Source organism: Magnetospirillum sp. SS-4 (genome assembly GCF_902729425.1).
Classification (GTDB): domain Bacteria; phylum Pseudomonadota; class Alphaproteobacteria; order Rhodospirillales; family Magnetospirillaceae; genus Phaeospirillum.
This window is the reverse complement of record NZ_LR746530.1, coordinates 313,437-330,121: the sequence shown is the minus strand read 5'-3', so window position 1 is coordinate 330,121 and position 16,685 is coordinate 313,437. Positions and strand designations below refer to the sequence as shown.

Genomic DNA, 16,685 nt, shown 5'->3' with positions numbered 1-16,685 from the left:
TGGTCACGGATTGATATGGCGTGGATTCCACATCCCGCAAGCCGGTGGGCGTTCCCTACGCCTCGGGGGGCAGCATCAGCCCCTGAAGCACAAGATCGGAATAGGTTTCCGCCACCTGTTCCTTGCTCAGCCGACCGTGGGGGCGGAACCAGGTGCACACCCCGGTCAGCATCGCCAGAATGCCATAGGCGGCGACGCTGGCGTCGCCGCAGCGGAACAGCCCCTGCGCCTCGCCCTGACGCAGGATCTCGATCAGATGACGCTCGTAGCGGCGGCGCAGCGCCACGATCTCCTCGTAATGCTCGGGGGCGAGGCTGCGCAGTTCCGAGGCGCCGATGAAGACCTCGCGCTTGCGCAGGATGTGATAGGTGACGTGGAAGGCGATGAAGGCCTTCAGGCGCCCGACCGGCCCCTGGGTCTCGACCGCCGCCATGGCGGCGTCGAACTGCTGGAACAGCTCTTCCATGTGGACCTTGATCAGGTCGTAGAGCAGGTCCTGCTTGGTGGTGATGTGGTTGTAGAGCGAGCCGACCTGAATCCCCACCTCCGAGGCGAGCTGGCGCAGGCTCATGGCCTCGAAGCCGTGCTCGTAGATCAGCTTCAGGCCGGCCTTGCGAATGGCCTCCATGGTCTTTGGCCCGTGCGAGCCGATGGTCCGGGCCATGATCCTTGGAACTCTCCGGGTCAGGATTCGTTGCGGACGACCGGCTCCACCTGGGCGGCGAAGACATAGCCCACCGAGCGGACCGCCCGGATGGGCAGAACCTCGCCGGTGGCGGTCTGCACCTTGCGGCGCAGCCGCGCCATCACCGCGTCGATGCTGCGGTCGTCGTAGCCGCCGACCGGCTTGCCCAGGGCGGCGGCGATGTCCTCGCGCGAGACCGAGGCGCCCGGCTCCTGGGTCAGGGTTTGCAGAACCCGGTATTCGGCGTTGGTCAGCGGCACCTGGCGGCCGGCCGGGGTGATCAGCGACCAGCTGGCGGCGTCGAAACCCCAGGTGCGGTGATTCTCCTCGCGCGGTTCGGCCTTGTCGTCGGGCTGGGCGTCGCGCATGCGGCGGACCAGGCTGTGGATCACCGCCTCCAGCTCGCGGAACTGCACCGGCTTGACCAGATAGGCGTCGGCGCCGGCGGTCAGGCCCAGCACCCGGTCGTCCAGCTGTCCCCTGGCGGTCAGCATGACGATCCCCACCTTGGATTTGGAACGCAGCCGCGACGCGATGGAAAAGCCGTCCTCGCCCGGCAGGTTGATGTCCAACACCAGCAGATCCGGGACGAAGGTCGCCATCACCGCGTCGAGCTCCCCGCCGGACCCGGCCCGCTGGACCGACATCCCCACCAGGGAGAGATAGCGGACGATGGAGCCGCAAAGGTCCGGATCATCCTCGACCACGATGACGTTGATCATGCCCACGCGCCAGATTTGCCCATACCCGAGGCGCCATCATACAGGCGGGATGATTACAATCAAGGGTTACCCTGGGCGTTCGGAACGAACCGGCAGCCAGACCACGAAGGTGGCACCCTCGCCCGGCAGGCTGTTGACGGCGATGCTGCCTCCGTGAAGGTCGACGATCCGCCGGACGATGTAAAGCCCCAGGCCGGCGCCGCGCACCCGGTCCGAGCGGGTGGAGCGGTAGAACTTCTCGAAAATGCGCGGCTGTTCGTCCAGGGCGATGCCGGGGCCATGATCGGTGATGCCGACCATGACGCCGTCGCCGTCGCCGCGAACATGAATCTCGATGGGCGAGGTCGGCGGCGAGAACTTCAGGGCGTTGTCGATCAGATTGGAAAATCCCACCCGCAGCATGGTGGAATCGGCGTCGACCACCTGCGGAGCGTCGGCGACCAGGGTCAGGCGGCGGTCGCCGGCGAAGGGGCGCTTGTCCTCGCACAGCTCGGACAGCAGCCGGGTCAGGTCCACCTCGGACAGCGACAGCGACCACGATGCCGAATCCAGGCGGTCGTCGGCCAGGCAGACGTCGATCAGCTCGGACATGCGCCGCACCGCCCGGCCGATCTTGGCGACTTCGTCCTGGGCCTCGTCGTCGTCGCGGGTGTAGATGCCCAGCAATTGCGACGCCGCCTCGATGATGGCCAGCGGCACCCGGAATTCATGCGATGCCATGGACAGGAAGTTGCGCTGCTCCCGCATGGACTGGCGGCCGGCCTCCAGCGCCGCCTCCGAGCGAAGGCTGGCCTCGCGCAGGGTCTCCTCCAGCCGCTTGCGGGTCGAGATGTCGTTGAGGCAGATCAGGATGGCGTCCTGGTCGCGATAGGTGAAGCGGACCGCCGACAGCAGCACCCAGCGGATTTCGTCGGGAACGCGGCGGATGCGCAGCTCCGCTCCCAGGATGCCGCCCGTTTCCGCCAGCTTCATCAGGAAGTGCCTGCGCTCGGACGGGTCGGCGTAGAAATCCTCGGTCCGCATGGACAGGGCCCGGTCCCCGTCGACGCCGAGAAACTCGGTCGCCGGCTGGTTGACGAAGTGAAGGCGGCCGTCGGGATAGCCGGCGACAACCATTGGAAACGGCGCCGCGTCCAGAATGGCCCTGACCTGCCGCTCGCTCTCCCGCAGCCGGCTCTCGGCGACGCGGCGAACCGCGATCTCGGCGGCCAGGCTGGCGTTGGTCTGGGCCAGCTCCATCGTCCGCTGCGCCACCCGCGCCTCCAGTTCGCGCTCGGCCCGGCGCGACGTTTCCAGGCGGGTCGCCTCGATGCCGGCGCTGCGATGCAGCAGGCCCAGGCTGAGCAGCAGCATGTGCGGCACCGCCACCGCCTGGGCGATGATGTTGGTGGAAGCGGGAGTGACGTAGAGGCCCAGGGCCCGCAACATCATCATTGCCACCAGGATCAGGTAGACCAGAAACGCCGCCAGGAAGAACATGGCGACCCTGTCGCCGCGAATCATCCGCGCCACCGCCAGCACGTTGATCATGACCAGCAGGCCAAGCGCCGTCGCCTGCACCGCGTTGGACACCACGTAATAGCGGTCGGCCAGGACGGACAGCGACGCCAGGAGGAAGAAACCGGCGGCCCAGTGGCTCAGGCGGTCGATCCAAGGCGCGTGCCGCCCGAGATCCATCAATCGGGCGCCGAACAGAAGGCCGCTGGCGGTGACGATGCAAAACGAGGCCCCGAACGCCGCGTCGGCGATCAGGGGGGCATCCGGAACCAGATACTGCGACATCAGGCCCCCGGATGAGGTATAGAGCGCCTGTGTCGCGGTAATGTATATAATGTAATATGCGTAAACCGGGTCGCGCTTCGATCTGTAATGGTACAGAGAATAGATAATTATACAGGTCATACAGCCGTTTATAAGGCCAAGTATGATGTATTCCCTTGCCGCCTCCTTGCCGAATTCCCCTTTCGACCACAGCTTGGCGCTGACCGAGACGTTGCTGGTCGTCTGGACCCGCAGATAAAAGGTTTGCGGGCCATCGGCGTCGATCGGGGTCTCGAAGACGAAGGTGCGATGGGGCACGGGCCGGGTGGAAAACGGCGTCCGGTCCCCGGTGCTCACCGCGCCGGCATGCCCGCCGCTTTCGGGAACGAAGAGGGTGACATGGTCGAGATAGGGCATGCGGACGTCCAGATACCAGCGCCGGTCAGCCGCCGGGACGCGCGTCACCTGGAAGCGCAGCCAGTAGGCGGAGCGGTCGAAGCCGGCCGCCAGGTCGCCGGGCAACGCCTGGAAGCGCCGGGCGATCTCGGGCCGCTGCATGTCGTCGATGGCGAGGGCGCCGCTCTCGTCGCGCAGCACCTCCATGTGGCCGGCCAGGTCGGCGTGGGAGGCGCGCTCGTCCAGGACCACCGGAGCGGCGGCGGCCGGCCCCGCGACGGCGAGGATGATCGGCAGGACGGCCGCCAGGAGGACGGAACGGATCTTGACCATGGAGTATCGAATCTCCGCTTGCACCCTCACCGGTACACCGAAGCGATGCCGCGCGCAATCGAAGCCATTGCGTCTTGGACGGCGCCACCTTATGTGTTCCGATCATGGACACCCCGCCCGCCAAGAAGACCCTGATCGGATTGTCGCGCGCCGAGCTTGCCGCCGAGATGGCGGAAATCGGCGAGAAGCCCTTCCGCGCCAAGCAATTGTGGCACTGGATGTACAATCGCGGCGAAACCGACTTCGCCGCCATGTCGTCCATCTCCAAGACAATGCAGGCCCGGCTGGCCGAACTCTACGAGGTGCGCCGCCCCAGGGTGGGGCGCGAGATGATCTCAAGCGATGGCACCCGCAAGTGGCTGCTGGCCTTCGACGACGGCAACGAGGCCGAGACGGTGTTCATTCCCGACATGGACGAGGACCGGGGCTCGGTCTGCATCTCCACCCAGGTGGGATGCACGCTTACCTGCCGATTCTGCCACACCGGCACCCAGCAACTGGTGCGCAACCTCACCGCCGCCGAGATCGTCGGCCAGTTCATGGCCGGCCGCGACGCCTATGGCGAATGGCCGACCCCGGACGATTCCGGGCGGATGCTGTCCAACGTGGTGGTCATGGGCATGGGCGAGCCGCTGTTCAATTTCGAGAACGTCGCCACCGCGCTCGAAATCCTGATGGACGGCGAAGGCATCGGCATCTCGCGCCGCCGCATCACCCTGTCCACCTCGGGGGTGGTGCCAATGATGAAGGTCTGCGGCGAGCGGCTGGGGGTCAACCTGGCCATCTCGCTGCACGCCGTCACCGACGAGGTGCGCGACCGCATCATGCCCATCAACCGGAAATATCCGCTGAAGGAGCTGATGCAGGCCTGCCGCGACTATCCCGGCGCCTCCAACGCCCGGCGCATCACCTTCGAATACATCATGCTGAAGGACGTCAACGATTCCGCCGCCGACGCCCGCGCCCTGCTGCGGCTGGTCAAGGGCCTGCCGGCCAAGTTCAACCTGATCCCGTTCAATCCCTGGCCGGGATCGGAGTTCGAGACCTCGGACATGAAGACGGTCAAGGCGTTCTCGGACATCTTGCAGGACGCCGGCTATTCCGCCCCCATCCGCATGCCGCGCGGCCGCGACATCCTGGCCGCCTGCGGCCAGTTGCGCTCCGACTCGCTGCGGCGGCGGCAGGCGTCGTGACGGGGCCTTGGGACGTCCGTCGGCGGCAAACCCGCCGGTACGGCCAGCGCCCCTTTTCCGCCTTCCGGTTGGGCTGAGGCCGGGCTATTCTCCCACCGACCGGGGACGGATGGACCGCTCGTATGGAAGGTTCCGGTTAGAAATCGGCGCGGGAGGGGGGAATGGGACGTTTCGTCAGACTGGCGGGCTGGGCGATCGGCGTCGTCGCGGCCGTAGTGTACGCATGGCGCATTCTCGACATGGCCGGCGATCCCTCCGTTCAGGCCTATTGGCCGCTGGTGGCGGCCGAGGGATTGGCGCTCGTGGGGGCCGGAATCGCCGTGATCGCGCTTGGCCGCTGGCTGGAGCGGGGCGACATTCGCCACCTGGCGGACGGAGGCTCCGCGGAACCCCGCAAGCGGAAGCTTCTGGTCTGGCTTTTCCGGGGGCAGTCCCTGGTTTCGGTGGCGGCCGCCTTGTGGCTCGCCGCGTCGCTGGCGATGTCTCCAGCCGATTCGCCTTCCGCCGACGAAACCGCCTATTCCTTGTCCATGCTGATGATCTTCCTGGTGCTTGGCGGCGTGCCGTGGTGGATCGGCCTGCGCTTGAAACGCGGGCTGGGCACCGTGTCGGCGACGCTGTATTCGGGAATCAGCCTGTTCGCGTTTCCCGTCGGGACGGTACTGGGCGGGATGCAGCTGTTTTTGCTGCGCGAAATCTCCCGCGGCGGCAAGCCGTAGACGGCCGGCGGGCCCCTTCCCTGGAAAGACCGTGGGATCGCCCGGATCATGTCGGACAGGAGGCCTTGGGGAAATCTTGACTTGGACGCGATTGCTGCCTAGCCTCGACGGGTAAAGGAGCGGGCATCCTTCGCCCCATAAACGACATTGGCCAAACGACTTTTCGTAAAAACCTACGGCTGCCAGATGAACGTCTACGATTCCGCCCGCATGGCGGACGTTCTGGCGCCATTGGGCTATACCTCGGCCGACGGCGCCGAGGATGCCGACATGGTCATCCTCAACACCTGCCATATCCGCGAGAAGGCCGCCGAGAAGGTGTTCTCGGAACTGGGCCGGCTGAGGAAGCTGCAAGCCGCCAAGGCCGAAAGCGGCGGCCGCATGATCCTGGCGGTGGCCGGCTGCGTCGCCCAGGCCGAGGGCGAGGAGATCCTGCGCCGCGCCCCCTTCGTCGACATCGTGCTGGGGCCGCAGACCTATCACCGCCTGCCCGAGATGGTGGCCAGGGCGTCCCGGGCCGGCGGCGCGGTGCTGGACACCGAATTCCCGCTGGAGCCCAAATTCGACTTCCTGCCCGAAACCCGCGCCGAGGGCAGCAGCGCCTTCCTGTCGGTGCAGGAGGGCTGCGACAAGTTCTGCACCTTCTGCGTGGTGCCCTATACCCGGGGCGCCGAGTATTCCCGATCCGCCGCCGCCGTTCTGGCCGAGGCCCGCGGCCTGGCCGCCCAGGGCGTGCGCGAGATCACCCTGCTTGGCCAGAACGTCAACGGCTGGCGTCACGACGACGGCTGGACCCTGGGCCGGCTGATCCGCGCCCTTGCCGAAATCGACGGCGTCGAGCGCATCCGCTACACCACGTCCCACCCCCGCGACATGGACGACGACCTGATCGCCGCCCATGCCGAGGTGCCGCGGCTGATGCCGTTCCTGCATCTGCCGGTGCAATCGGGGTCGGACCGCATTCTCCAGGCGATGAATCGCGGCCACGACCGCGCCGCCTATCTGCGGCTGGTGGACCGCCTGAAGCAGGCCCAGCCCGACCTGGCGCTGTCGTCCGACTTCATCACCGGCTTTCCCGGCGAGACCGATTCCGATTTCGAGGACACCATGGACCTGGTCCGCCGGGTGGGCTTCGTCCAGACCTATTCCTTCAAGTACAGCCCTCGCCCCGGCACCCCGGCCGCCCTGATGCCCAATCAGGTCCCGGAGGCGGTCAAGGAGGAGCGGCTGGCCCAATTGCAGGCCCTGCTGCTTCGGCAGACCGAGGCCTTCAACCAGTCCTGCGTCGGCCGCGAGATGCGGGTGCTGCTGGACCGGCCCGGTCGCCACCAGGGCCAGTTGCTGGGCCGCTCGCCCTACATGCAGCCGGTCCACGTCAGGATGGGGGATTCCTCCCTCGCGCTCGGCGGCATCGCCCGCCTTCGCATCACCAGGGTCCACCCCAATTCGCTGGAAGGAATTCCGGCGTGACCGACGCCTCCGCCCCGGTAACGCGCGAATATCCCGACAACGCCCTGGCCCAGGTGATGTTCGGCCCCCACAACGCCAACCTGGACCGCATCGAAAGCCGTCTTGGCGTCGCCCTGGACGCCCGCGGCAACACCATCTCCATCTCGGGGACGGCCGAACTGGCCGGCGAGGCGGCGGCGGTCCTGGATTCCCTGTACGATCTGGCGCGCCGCCAGGGCCATGTGGAGACCGCCGACGTCGATTCCGCCATGCGCATGGTCGGTCAGGTGCCCGACACCGCCGGCGAACTGGTGATCCGCACCCGCAAGCGCCACATCGCCCCGCGCACCCCCATGCAGGCGGATTACATCCGGGCGCTGGACAAAAGCCATCTCACCTTCGGCCTGGGACCGGCCGGAACCGGCAAGACCTACATGGCGGTGGCCAAGGCGGTGGCCATGATGATCGCCGGCGAGGTCGACCGCATCATCTTGTCGCGGCCGGCGGTGGAGGCCGGCGAGCGGCTGGGATTCCTGCCCGGCGACCTCAAGGACAAGGTCGATCCCTATCTGCGGCCGCTCTACGACGCGCTCTACGACATGCTGCCCGGCGACCAGGTCGCCAAGAAGCTGCTGGCCGGCGAGATCGAGGTGGCGCCGCTGGCCTTCATGCGCGGCCGCACCCTGGCCAATTCCTTCATCATCCTGGACGAGGCCCAGAACACCACCACCATGCAGATGAAGATGTTCCTGACCCGCATGGGCGAGCATTCCCGCATGGCGGTGACCGGCGACCCCAGCCAGACCGACCTGCCGCCGGGAGTGCGGTCCGGTCTGGCCGACGCCATCGACATCCTCGACGGCATGGAGGGCGTCAGCTTCATCCGCTTCACCGACCGGGACGTGGTCCGCCACGATCTGGTCACCCGCATCGTCCGCGCCTACGACAAGGCCGACCGCGCCCGCAGGGACAAGGCCGCCCCATGACCGGAACCACCATCGACGTCTCGGTCGCCATCGACTGTCCCGCCTGGACCCTGGCGCTGCCCGATTCCGAGGCCCGCTGCGGCCGCCTCGCCGCCACCGCGCTGGAGGCGGTCGAGCTGCCCGGCGGCGTGGTCGAGCTGTCCATCGTCCTGGCCGACGACGCCACCGTGCGGGGGCTCAACCGCGACTGGCGCGGCAAGGACGCCCCCACCAACGTCTTGTCGTTCGCCTCGCTGGACGACGAGGACGCGCCGCTGGCCGAGGGCGCGCCCCTGCTGCTGGGCGACGTCGTCCTGGCCTGGGAGACCGTCTCGCGTGAGGCGGCCGAGCAGGGCCGGCCGCTGGCCGACCATTTCAGCCACCTGGTGATCCACGGCATCCTGCATCTGGTCGGCTTCGACCACCAGGACGACCGCGACGCCGACGAGATGGAGGCGCTGGAGACCACCTTGCTGGCCTCCCTCGGCATTCCCGACCCCTATGACGACCAGTCGAAAGAGAAAGGATCATGAACGATTCCGGCAGTACCTTGCCCCGCGATGGCGGGGCGACGTCACGGCGAATCGGCGGCGACACGTCGCTGCTGGGGGCGGTCCGGGGCTGGCTGCGGTCGCGCAGGCGCCCCAGGAACGGCGAAACCGTCCGGGAAGCGCTGGAAGAGCTGATCGAGGATCGCGACAGCGCCGAAATCCCCATCGACGATCACGAGCGCCAATTGCTCGGCAACATCTTGCACCTGCGCGACGTCACCGCCCAGGACGTCAAGGTGCCGCGCGCCGACATCATCGCGGTCGAGGCCGGGACATCGCTGGACGGCCTGATCCGCCTGTTCATCGAATGCGGCCATTCCCGCCTGCCGGTCTACCGCCGCATCCTGGACGACGTCATCGGCATGGTTCACATCAAGGACCTGCTGGAGGTGATGGGGCAGCCGGACAAGCCCTTCAACCTGCCGCGCCTGGCGCGGCGGGTGCAGTTCGTGGCGCCCAGCATGCGGGTCACCGACCTGCTGCTGGAAATGCGGCTGAGGCGCGCCCATCTCGCCCTGGTGGTCGACGAGTACGGCGGCATCGACGGACTGGTGACCATCGAGGACCTGGTGGAACAGATCGTGGGCGAGATCGAGGACGAGCACGACGAGGACGAGGAGCCCGATCTGGTGGCCCTGGCCGACGGCAGCATCGAGGCCGACGCCCGCACCGCCATCGCCGAGTTCGAGGCGTCCATGGGCGCCGTGCTCACCGAGGAGGAGCGGGAAGAGGTCGAGACCCTGGGCGGGCTGGTGTTCTTCGTCGCCGGCCGGGTGCCGTCGCGAGGCGAACTGATCACCCATTCCGCCGGCCTGGAGTTCGAGGTGCTGGACGCCGACCCCCGCCGGGTCAAGCGGGTGCGGGTGCGCCGGATGGGACCGGCGCCCGCTTCACCCCCACCAGGCTCCAGCTGACCCCCACATAGGGCTGGATGGAAATGCTGTCCGGCTCGAACCGCTCGGGACTCATCCACTCTCCGGCCTTGGTCCGGGTGGTGAAATGGGTCTGCGGGGCGTTCAGCTTGTCGAACACGTTCAGCACGTTGCGGCCGAAGCCCATGCGGCGGAAATTGGCGAAATACTCCCAATAGGGCAGCCATTTCAGCGGCAGCCGATAGACGCTGTGGACGATGGGATAGAGCATCAGGGTGATCAGCCGCGACAGCCAGACCAGACCGGAACGCGACATGCCCCGCAGGAACAGCTTGCGGATGGGCTCGACGCCATAGCGCACCATGGCGTTGCCCTCGGCGCTGTAGGTCCAGATGATCACCGTGCCGCCCGGCTTGCAGTGGCGGAACAGATTGCGGAAGGTGGCGTCGGGATCGTCGGTGTGATGGATGACGCCGATACAGATCACCACGTCGTATTGCCGGCCCAGATCCATGGCCGCCAGATCGGCGTCGACGAAGTCCACGTTGGCCAGCCCGGCGCAGCGGCCGCGGGCCAGATCGGCGCAATTGAGATCGACCGCCGTCACCGAGGCGGCGGTCTCGGCCATGATGGCGGTGTGATGGCCGCCGCCGCAGCCGCATTCCAGCACGTCCTTGCCGCGAAAGACCTCGGTGGTCGCGGGGCGTATCCACTCCTCGAACAGGAAGCGTTCGTTGTCGGCGAACATGGACCACTGTTCGGCCCATTCGCTCGAACGGCTTTGCTGGACCGGTGAAACGGACATGAGTATCCTGCCCCGCTTGAATTGGTTGGCGTCGGCGCGACTTTGCCCGATGCCCGGATGGGGCGCAAAGGTTTCGTGCGCGCGGGAGATGCGATGATGTTCGGTCCGGGGGACAGGCGGCTAGAGACCGCCCTGATGCTGACGGCCTTTGCCCTGTTCGTGGCCGTCACCTATTTCGGCTACATCCCCCCCTACCAGCATTACCTGCCCATGCTGGCCAAGGCCCGCGACCCGGCCCTGTTCCCGCTCGACATCCACATGCAGAACTCGACCTACATGCGGGCGTCGATCTTCTATCCGTTCCTGCACCTCACCCAACTGCGGATCGAGAACGACGCCATCGGGTTCAGCCTGCACGTCGTGCTGAATTCCCTGCTGTTCGCGCTGGCCGTCGCCGCCATCCGCCACCGCCTGGCCAACGGCGACCGGGTTCTGGCCCTGCTGGCCGGGCTGGTCAGCTGTTTCTTCTACACCAAGCTGGTCGAGGGCTCGCGGGCGACGCCACTCAGCTTCATCACCCCCACCCCCACCGGCATCGGCCATATCCTCGGCATGGCGGCGCTGTTCGTCGCCATGCTGCGCCGTCCCGCCCTGGCCGCCATCCTGGCGACCCTGTGCGTCGCCGTGGCGCCCAAGGGCAACATCCTGATCGTCCCGGCCCTGGGGCTGTGGATGCTGCTGGACAAATCGCTGCCGCGCCGCGCCGTGCTGTGGATCATGCTGCCGCTCGGCTATATCGGCTACATGGCGGCGACCACCACCACCAGCATTCCGGCCGACCAGAAACATTCCATGCTGAAGATGCTGATCATCCGCGAGGAAGAGGACGGGCTGTTCACCTATCAGCCGCTGCTGACCAACATCTTGCTGCCGGCCGGGCTGGTGTTCGCCGGCTGGCTGGCGCGGCGGACCGCCGACCCGACGGTGCGGGCGCTGCTGTGGTCGCTGATCGTCGTCACCGGCGGCGGCTGGCTGGCGATGCTGGTCTATCCGTTCGGCCTTGACCGCATGTTCCCGGTGCCGCTGCTGATCATGCTGTCGGTGCCGCAGGCGACCAAGTATTTCATCTGGCTGGCGCTGACCGCCGGGCTGGTGCTGGCGCTGAGGGAGTCCCGGCTGGCCTGGTACGAGAAGGTGGGCGTGGTGCTGGCCCTGGTGGCCCTGCGCCCGTTTCCGCTGCACGCCGCCCTGGCGACCGGCATCGGCGGGGCGGTGGTCCTGTCGGCCTGGTGGCGCCATCGCCGGGCCGTCGCCCCGTCCGGCCGGATCAGCCCGGCCTTGGCGGTTCCGCTGATCCTGATGGCCTTCCTGGCCACCCGCATCGGCAATACCTATGTGGGACCGGCCTGGATCGACAAGGTCGGCTTCACCCATTACGGCAGCTGGAGCACCCTGGTCTTCGCCGACGACGACACCTGGCGGGCGTGGAAATCCCTGCAACCGCTGCCCGATTTCCAGTTCCTGTCCATCTATCGCGACCATCCCGGCAAGATCGGCAATTACAGCGACGGAACCCCACGGCTGAGCTTTCATCCCGCCGCCAACGTCGCCGCCGCCAAGTCGCAGTTCTGGTCGGTGTCGGTGCACGGCTACAACGATCCGCCGCTGATGAAGGAAATCATGCTGCGGACCGAGGTGGTCTACGAGATGGTGCGGCGGCTGGAGGCCGGCCGAACCCTCGACGGCTTCCGCATGGGCACCGTCCATTCCAAGAAGGAGGGCGTCGACCTTGAAATCAACCAGACGGTGGTGGACTTCCTGGTCCAGCGCAAGATGATCCTGATGATTCCAGGCGATCTGGACCACCTGTTCCCCGCCGGCCTGCCGCGCCGTCCGGTCGGCGGCCAGATCCTGATCGGATTCGGGCTGGTCCCGTGACCGAGCCTACCCCCGCACAACCCGTGGAGCGCCCATGATTTCTGTTGTCATCCCCGCCTATAACGAGGAAGGGGCCGTCGCCGAAACCGTGGCGCAGGTCAGGGAAATCCTGGCCACGAACGGATTCCAGGACTTCGAGATCATCGTGGTGGACGACGGTTCCGCCGACCGCACCGCCGAGGTGGCGGCGAATGCCGGCGCCCGCGTGATCCGCAAGCCCCAGAACATCGGCTACGGCCATTCCCTGAAGGTGGGAATCGCGGCCGCCACCCACGACACCGTGGTGATCACCGACGCCGACGGGACCTATCCCATCGACCAGATTCCGGCCCTGGTGGAACGCTACCGCCAGGGCTTCGACATGGTGGTGGGCGCCCGCACCGGCGCCCATTACCGCGAATCGTGGCTGAAATCGCCGTTGCGCGCCATTCTGACCTGGCTGGTGGAATTCGCCTGCGGCCGCACCGTGCCCGACGTCAATTCGGGCCTGCGGGTGTTCTCTCGCGACAGCATCACGCCGTTCTTCACCCATCTGTGCGACACCTTCAGCTTCACCACCTCCATCACGCTGGCCTACATCCTGCGGCGCAAATACGTGGAATACATCCCGGTGCCCTATCACAAGCGCATCGGCACCACCAAGGTCCGCCTGTTCCGCGATTCGCTCCGGACCATGCAGTACATCGTCCAGGCGATCGTGTTCTACAACCCGCTGAAGCTGTTCCTGCTGCTGTCCATGATCCTGACGCTGGGGGCGCTGCTGGCGCTGGGCGGCAGCCTGGCCGGCCTGGCGGGCGGAGCCATGCTGGCCGGCCAGGCCCTGATCGCCGCCGTGGTGGTGTTCGGCCTCGGCCTGCTGGCCGAGATGCTGCGCCAGATCGACCTGAACCAGAACTGACGGCGGGGCGGAAACCGCCGTCCCCAGACATGGCGAAGGCCCCGGCGGCTACCCGCTGGGGCCTTCAATGGCGCGCCCGGAAAGACTCGAACTTCCAACCCCCAGATTCGTAGTCTGGTGCTCTATCCAATTGAGCTACGGGCGCCTGCCGAAACGCCGTGCGGACCAGCCGCCCGGCGAGGACGCGGACCATACACAAACCCCAGCCGGCCCGCAAGCCTGAAAATCGGCGCAAGGTCATGTCCATTTCCATGCGGTCTTTTTCCAAACCGGCGCTGTCTCCCGAAATGCCTACTTGTGGGGGGCTGGTCATTTGCGTAAAATCCGCCCCAAAGTTTGCGGGGGGCAGTCGTTTTTCATTCTCGTGAATGGTCTGGCACCCGGAGGTACTTGTCCGAACTGGCGAACCCAAAGGATCAGCTATCCCAATGGCCCTGAAAAAGACCCATGCCGCAGCATTGTGTGCGGTTCTCCTGGCAAGCGGATGCTCGTTTGCCGAGGATATGCTGTTCCCGGAATCCGGGACTATTGATGCCACCCAGGCGTCCGCCACCACGAACGGGCCGCCGGTTCTGGGGTCGTCCAGCTATGAACCCGTCGGAGTGACGGCGGCGTCGCCGACCGGAACCTTCGTCGGGGCCAAGGCGGCGGCGCTGCGCAACGACCTTTCGACGCTGCAGGCGACCCTGTCGCGCCAGAACCAGTCGCTTCAGCAGATCCGGACCGAGACGGTCCAGGATTCCCAGCGCTATCACGGCACCGTCGCCGCCATCAACGCCCGGCTCCAGGTGGGAACCACCCCCGGCAACCCGGTGCTGACCCAGCAATGGAACGCCGCCCAGGGCGAGCTGGACCGCATCACCGACGACGTCCTGAAGATGAACCGCCTGACCAACGAGGTCACCTCGTCCTCGACCATGGCCGCCTTCCTGCTCGATTCGGTGCGGGCCGCCCGCTCGCTGTCCGGCGCGGTGGACGAGGATCATCGCCAACTCCGCATCCTTGAGGACGAGACCAACCGTACCGTGGTGATGGTCGAGCGCCTGCTCAGCGAATTGACCCACGACGCTGTCCGCCAGCAGCAATACGTCGCCTCCGAAAAGCAGAACCTCAACACCCTGGCCCTTGGCATCAAGAACGGCGCCATTTTCGGCGGCGGCCTGAACAATCGCCTGAACCCCGCCTACGACGCCGGCCCCATGGCCCGCGCCGCCATGCCCACCGGCGAGACGCCGCTGGTCACCATCCGGTTCGACCGTCCCAACGTCAATTACGAGCCCGCCTTGTACGCCGCCATCAAGAGTGCGCTGGACCGCCGCCCCAACGCCACCTTCGACGTGGTGGCGGTGTCGCCGCTGGGCAACACCCCCGGCCAGCAATCCCTGGCGGCCTCCACCGCCAAGCGCAACGCCGATTCGGTGCTGCGCTCGCTGACCAACATGAACCTGCCGGCCAGCCGGGTTCGCGTCAATTCCTCCACCAGCCCCGCCGTCAGCGGCGCCGAGGTGCAGGTCTTCGTGCGCTGATCGCCCTGGCGATTCCGATGAAGGCCCGCGGGAAACCGCGGGCCTTTTTCATGTGGAGGGCGCCTCCGGCCCCTCCAGCCAGGTGGCCAGCACCGACAGGGCGAAGCGGCGGAAGGTGACGTCTTCCCGGGTCGCGTCCAGGACCAGCCCGGCCCAGATGCCCGGCACATGGCCGCCGATGTCGGAATCGGGCCGCCAATAGGGACGGGTGGGCGAATTGAAGCCGCGCTTCTTGCGGGCCATGATCTCGGCGGGCAGCATTCCGGCCATCACCCGCTTCAGCAGCACCTTCTGGCGGGTGCCGTCCAGCTTGGCCGTCTCGGGCAGGGTGAAGCAGAATTCGACGATGCGGTGGTCGAGGAAGGGCGAGCGCACCTCCACCGAACTGGCCATGGCGGCGCGGTCGACCTTGACCAGGATGTCGTCGGCCAGCCAGGTCTTGATATCCACGTAGAGGGAGCGGTCGAGGAAGCCGGCGGCGGCGCCCTCCACCGCCTTGAAATGACCGGCGAAGGCGTCGAACGGGCGGTAATCGCCGATCTCGGCCAGGGCGTCCGGCGACAGGATGCGGCGCTTCTCGTCCTCGGAAAAGATCGCCCGCCACCAGAAATGCGCCTGCTCGGGGGTCAGGCCGCCGCTTTTCAGGAACTGGCGCAGCTTGTAGTCCCAGCCCACCTTGCGGTAGCGGGGCCGGACCAGCCGGTCGGCCAGGAACGACGCGGCCCGCTGGATCGGGCGCGGCACATGGCGGTAAAGACCATAGGCCCGGTCGGCCAGATAGGTGGGATAGCCGGCCAGCAATTCGTCGGCGCCGTCGCCGCCCAGCACCACCCGGGCGAAGGGTCGCGCCATGGCGTTGAGGTGAAAGCACGGCACCAGCGAGGTATCGGCGAAGGGCTGGTCGTAATGCCACAGCATGCGCCCGAGATCGGCGGCATCCTCCAGGCCGGAACAGGTCTCGATCCCGGCGCCCACATGGGCGGCCACCAGACGGGCATAGCCGGATTCGTCGAAATCCTCGTCGTCGAAGCGGGCGACGAAGGCCTTGGGCGGCGAAGGCGCCACCCTGGCGGCGACCGCCATCACCGCCGAGGAATCGATGCCGCCCGAGAGATGGACTCCCACCGGCACGTCCGAGCGCAGGCGGATGCGCACCGCGTCGTGCAGCAGGGCAAGAAACTCCTCGTCCACCGCCGGCGAATCGGCGCGCTTCGGCCCGCGCGCCACCTCGGCCAACGACCAGTATTCGGCCTTGCGCCAGGATTGGGACGAGCGGTCCCAGCGCGCCCAATGGGCGGCCTCCACCTGCTCGACATTGGCATAGGCGGTCTTGGGCGACAGGATATAGCCCATGGACAGGAAATCGCTGATGGCGCGGTAGTCGATGCGGGCGCCGTCGCGCACCCAGTCCAGCCGCATCAGCGCCTTGATCTCGGACGCAAAGGCGATGCGGCCCTCGGCGCGGGCGACGAACAGCGGCTTCTTGCCCAGCCGGTCGCGGGCCAGGAACAGCGAGCCGTCGGCCGGGTTCCAGACGGCGAAGGCGAACATGCCCACCAGCCGCGACAGGCAATCCGGCCCCCAGCGCTCGAACGCCTTCAGCAGCACCTCGGTGTCGGACTGGGTGGCGAAGCGCTCGCCCGCCTGTTCCAGCTCGGCCCGGATCTCGACGAAGTTGTAGATCTCGCCGTTGAAGACGATGACCCGGCCGGATTCCCCCACCATGGGCTGGGCGCCGCCCTCGATGTCGATGATGGCCAGACGGCGGTGCCCCAGGGCGATTCCGGCATCCGACCATCGGCCAAAGCCGTCGGGACCGCGATGGACCAGGGTGGCGGCCATGTCTTCCACCCGTGCCGCCATGCCAGCGGCGGGAACCCCCGCAAGGTCGATGACGCCGCAAATCCCGCACATGTGCCAGACGCTCCAATT

The 16,685-nt window shown here is 67.1% G+C and carries 14 protein-coding genes and 1 tRNA gene; 9 read left to right on the top strand and 6 right to left on the bottom strand.

Annotated elements, in window-relative coordinates:
- Positions 1-55: 55 nt before the first annotated feature.
- From MTBSS4_RS20160 to MTBSS4_RS20150, 3 genes are all read right to left on the bottom strand, one after another.
- Positions 56-664, bottom strand: a complete 609-nt coding sequence (locus MTBSS4_RS20160) for a TetR/AcrR family transcriptional regulator (protein WP_173985148.1) — start codon at positions 662-664, stop codon at positions 56-58.
- Between the two features lie 20 nt (positions 665-684).
- Positions 685-1,407: a response regulator transcription factor gene (locus MTBSS4_RS20155; RefSeq protein WP_173985147.1), complete on the bottom strand. Its 723-nt coding sequence runs from the start codon at positions 1,405-1,407 to the stop codon at positions 685-687.
- 66 nt (positions 1,408-1,473) lie between these two features.
- Positions 1,474-3,897, bottom strand: coding sequence for a 7TM-DISM domain-containing protein (locus MTBSS4_RS20150; protein ID WP_254432681.1), 2,424 nt, complete (start codon positions 3,895-3,897; stop codon positions 1,474-1,476).
- A gap of 104 nt (positions 3,898-4,001) precedes the next feature.
- Here MTBSS4_RS20150 and rlmN point away from each other — a divergent pair, with 104 nt between their 5' ends.
- The 6 genes from rlmN (at position 4,002) to MTBSS4_RS20120 (ending at position 9,688) form a co-directional block, all read left to right on the top strand.
- Positions 4,002-5,090: a 23S rRNA (adenine(2503)-C(2))-methyltransferase RlmN gene (gene rlmN / locus MTBSS4_RS20145; protein WP_173985145.1), complete on the top strand. Its 1,089-nt coding sequence runs from the start codon at positions 4,002-4,004 to the stop codon at positions 5,088-5,090.
- 161 nt (positions 5,091-5,251) lie between these two features.
- A complete protein-coding gene (locus tag MTBSS4_RS20140) occupies positions 5,252-5,809 on the top strand; it encodes a hypothetical protein (RefSeq protein WP_173985144.1) in 558 nt (185 codons plus the stop codon).
- A 147-nt stretch (positions 5,810-5,956) separates the two neighbouring features.
- Positions 5,957-7,279, top strand: coding sequence for a tRNA (N6-isopentenyl adenosine(37)-C2)-methylthiotransferase MiaB (gene miaB, locus MTBSS4_RS20135; RefSeq protein WP_173985143.1), 1,323 nt, complete (start codon positions 5,957-5,959; stop codon positions 7,277-7,279).
- Positions 7,280-7,335: 56 nt separating this feature from the next.
- A complete protein-coding gene (locus MTBSS4_RS20130) occupies positions 7,336-8,244 on the top strand; it encodes a PhoH family protein (protein ID WP_173985187.1) in 909 nt (302 codons plus the stop codon).
- Complete coding sequence (gene ybeY, locus MTBSS4_RS20125) at positions 8,241-8,756, top strand: rRNA maturation RNase YbeY (protein WP_173985142.1); 516 nt, start codon at positions 8,241-8,243, stop codon at positions 8,754-8,756. Before MTBSS4_RS20130 ends, ybeY begins: the two co-directional genes overlap by 4 nt.
- On the top strand, positions 8,753-9,688 hold the full coding sequence (locus MTBSS4_RS20120; protein ID WP_173985141.1) for a transporter associated domain-containing protein: 936 nt from the start codon (positions 8,753-8,755) through the stop codon (positions 9,686-9,688). The genes ybeY and MTBSS4_RS20120 overlap by 4 nt, the downstream gene beginning before the upstream one ends.
- Here MTBSS4_RS20120 and MTBSS4_RS20115 read toward each other — a convergent pair.
- Positions 9,624-10,451: a bifunctional 2-polyprenyl-6-hydroxyphenol methylase/3-demethylubiquinol 3-O-methyltransferase UbiG gene (locus MTBSS4_RS20115; protein WP_173985140.1), complete on the bottom strand. Its 828-nt coding sequence runs from the start codon at positions 10,449-10,451 to the stop codon at positions 9,624-9,626. The two genes, MTBSS4_RS20120 and MTBSS4_RS20115, sit on opposite strands and share 65 nt — an antisense overlap.
- Positions 10,452-10,544: 93 nt before the next feature.
- Between MTBSS4_RS20115 and MTBSS4_RS20110 the strand changes: the two genes are divergently transcribed.
- Both MTBSS4_RS20110 and MTBSS4_RS20105 read left to right on the top strand, forming a co-directional pair.
- The gene (locus MTBSS4_RS20110; protein ID WP_173985139.1) at positions 10,545-12,329 is read left to right on the top strand and encodes a hypothetical protein; all 1,785 of its coding nucleotides are present in this window, start codon (positions 10,545-10,547) and stop codon (positions 12,327-12,329) included.
- 34 nt (positions 12,330-12,363) lie between these two features.
- Complete coding sequence (locus tag MTBSS4_RS20105) at positions 12,364-13,227, top strand: glycosyltransferase family 2 protein (RefSeq protein ID WP_173985138.1); 864 nt, start codon at positions 12,364-12,366, stop codon at positions 13,225-13,227.
- 68 nt (positions 13,228-13,295) lie between these two features.
- On the opposite strand, the gene MTBSS4_RS20100 is transcribed toward MTBSS4_RS20105, so the two are convergent.
- Positions 13,296-13,372: transfer RNA gene (locus MTBSS4_RS20100), tRNA-Arg, on the bottom strand.
- Between the two features lie 283 nt (positions 13,373-13,655).
- On the opposite strand from MTBSS4_RS20100, the gene MTBSS4_RS20095 reads away from it, so the two are divergent.
- Positions 13,656-14,753, top strand: coding sequence for a hypothetical protein (locus MTBSS4_RS20095; protein ID WP_173985137.1), 1,098 nt, complete (start codon positions 13,656-13,658; stop codon positions 14,751-14,753).
- A gap of 48 nt (positions 14,754-14,801) precedes the next feature.
- Here the strand turns inward: MTBSS4_RS20095 and asnB are convergent, their stop codons facing one another.
- A complete protein-coding gene (gene asnB, locus MTBSS4_RS20090) occupies positions 14,802-16,667 on the bottom strand; it encodes an asparagine synthase (glutamine-hydrolyzing) (RefSeq protein ID WP_173985136.1) in 1,866 nt (621 codons plus the stop codon).
- Positions 16,668-16,685: the final 18 nt, after the last annotated feature.

Excerpts from the sequence above, each read along its gene's own strand:
- MTBSS4_RS20160 (WP_173985148.1), bottom strand. The coding sequence starts at position 664 with ATGGCCCGGACCATCGGCTCGCACGGGCCAAAGACCATGGAGGCCATT.
- MTBSS4_RS20155 (WP_173985147.1), bottom strand. The coding sequence starts at position 1,407 with ATGATCAACGTCATCGTGGTCGAGGATGATCCGGACCTTTGCGGCTCC.
- MTBSS4_RS20150 (WP_254432681.1), bottom strand. The coding sequence starts at position 3,897 with ATGGTCAAGATCCGTTCCGTCCTCCTGGCGGCCGTCCTGCCGATCATC.
- rlmN (WP_173985145.1), top strand. The coding sequence starts at position 4,002 with ATGGACACCCCGCCCGCCAAGAAGACCCTGATCGGATTGTCGCGCGCC.
- MTBSS4_RS20140 (WP_173985144.1), top strand. The coding sequence starts at position 5,252 with ATGGGACGTTTCGTCAGACTGGCGGGCTGGGCGATCGGCGTCGTCGCG.
- MTBSS4_RS20130 (WP_173985187.1), top strand. The coding sequence starts at position 7,336 with ATGTTCGGCCCCCACAACGCCAACCTGGACCGCATCGAAAGCCGTCTT.
- ybeY (WP_173985142.1), top strand. The coding sequence starts at position 8,241 with ATGACCGGAACCACCATCGACGTCTCGGTCGCCATCGACTGTCCCGCC.
- MTBSS4_RS20120 (WP_173985141.1), top strand. The coding sequence starts at position 8,753 with ATGAACGATTCCGGCAGTACCTTGCCCCGCGATGGCGGGGCGACGTCA.
- MTBSS4_RS20115 (WP_173985140.1), bottom strand. The coding sequence starts at position 10,451 with ATGTCCGTTTCACCGGTCCAGCAAAGCCGTTCGAGCGAATGGGCCGAA.
- MTBSS4_RS20110 (WP_173985139.1), top strand. The coding sequence starts at position 10,545 with ATGATGTTCGGTCCGGGGGACAGGCGGCTAGAGACCGCCCTGATGCTG.
- MTBSS4_RS20105 (WP_173985138.1), top strand. The coding sequence starts at position 12,364 with ATGATTTCTGTTGTCATCCCCGCCTATAACGAGGAAGGGGCCGTCGCC.
- MTBSS4_RS20095 (WP_173985137.1), top strand. The coding sequence starts at position 13,656 with ATGGCCCTGAAAAAGACCCATGCCGCAGCATTGTGTGCGGTTCTCCTG.
- asnB (WP_173985136.1), bottom strand. The coding sequence starts at position 16,667 with ATGTGCGGGATTTGCGGCGTCATCGACCTTGCGGGGGTTCCCGCCGCT.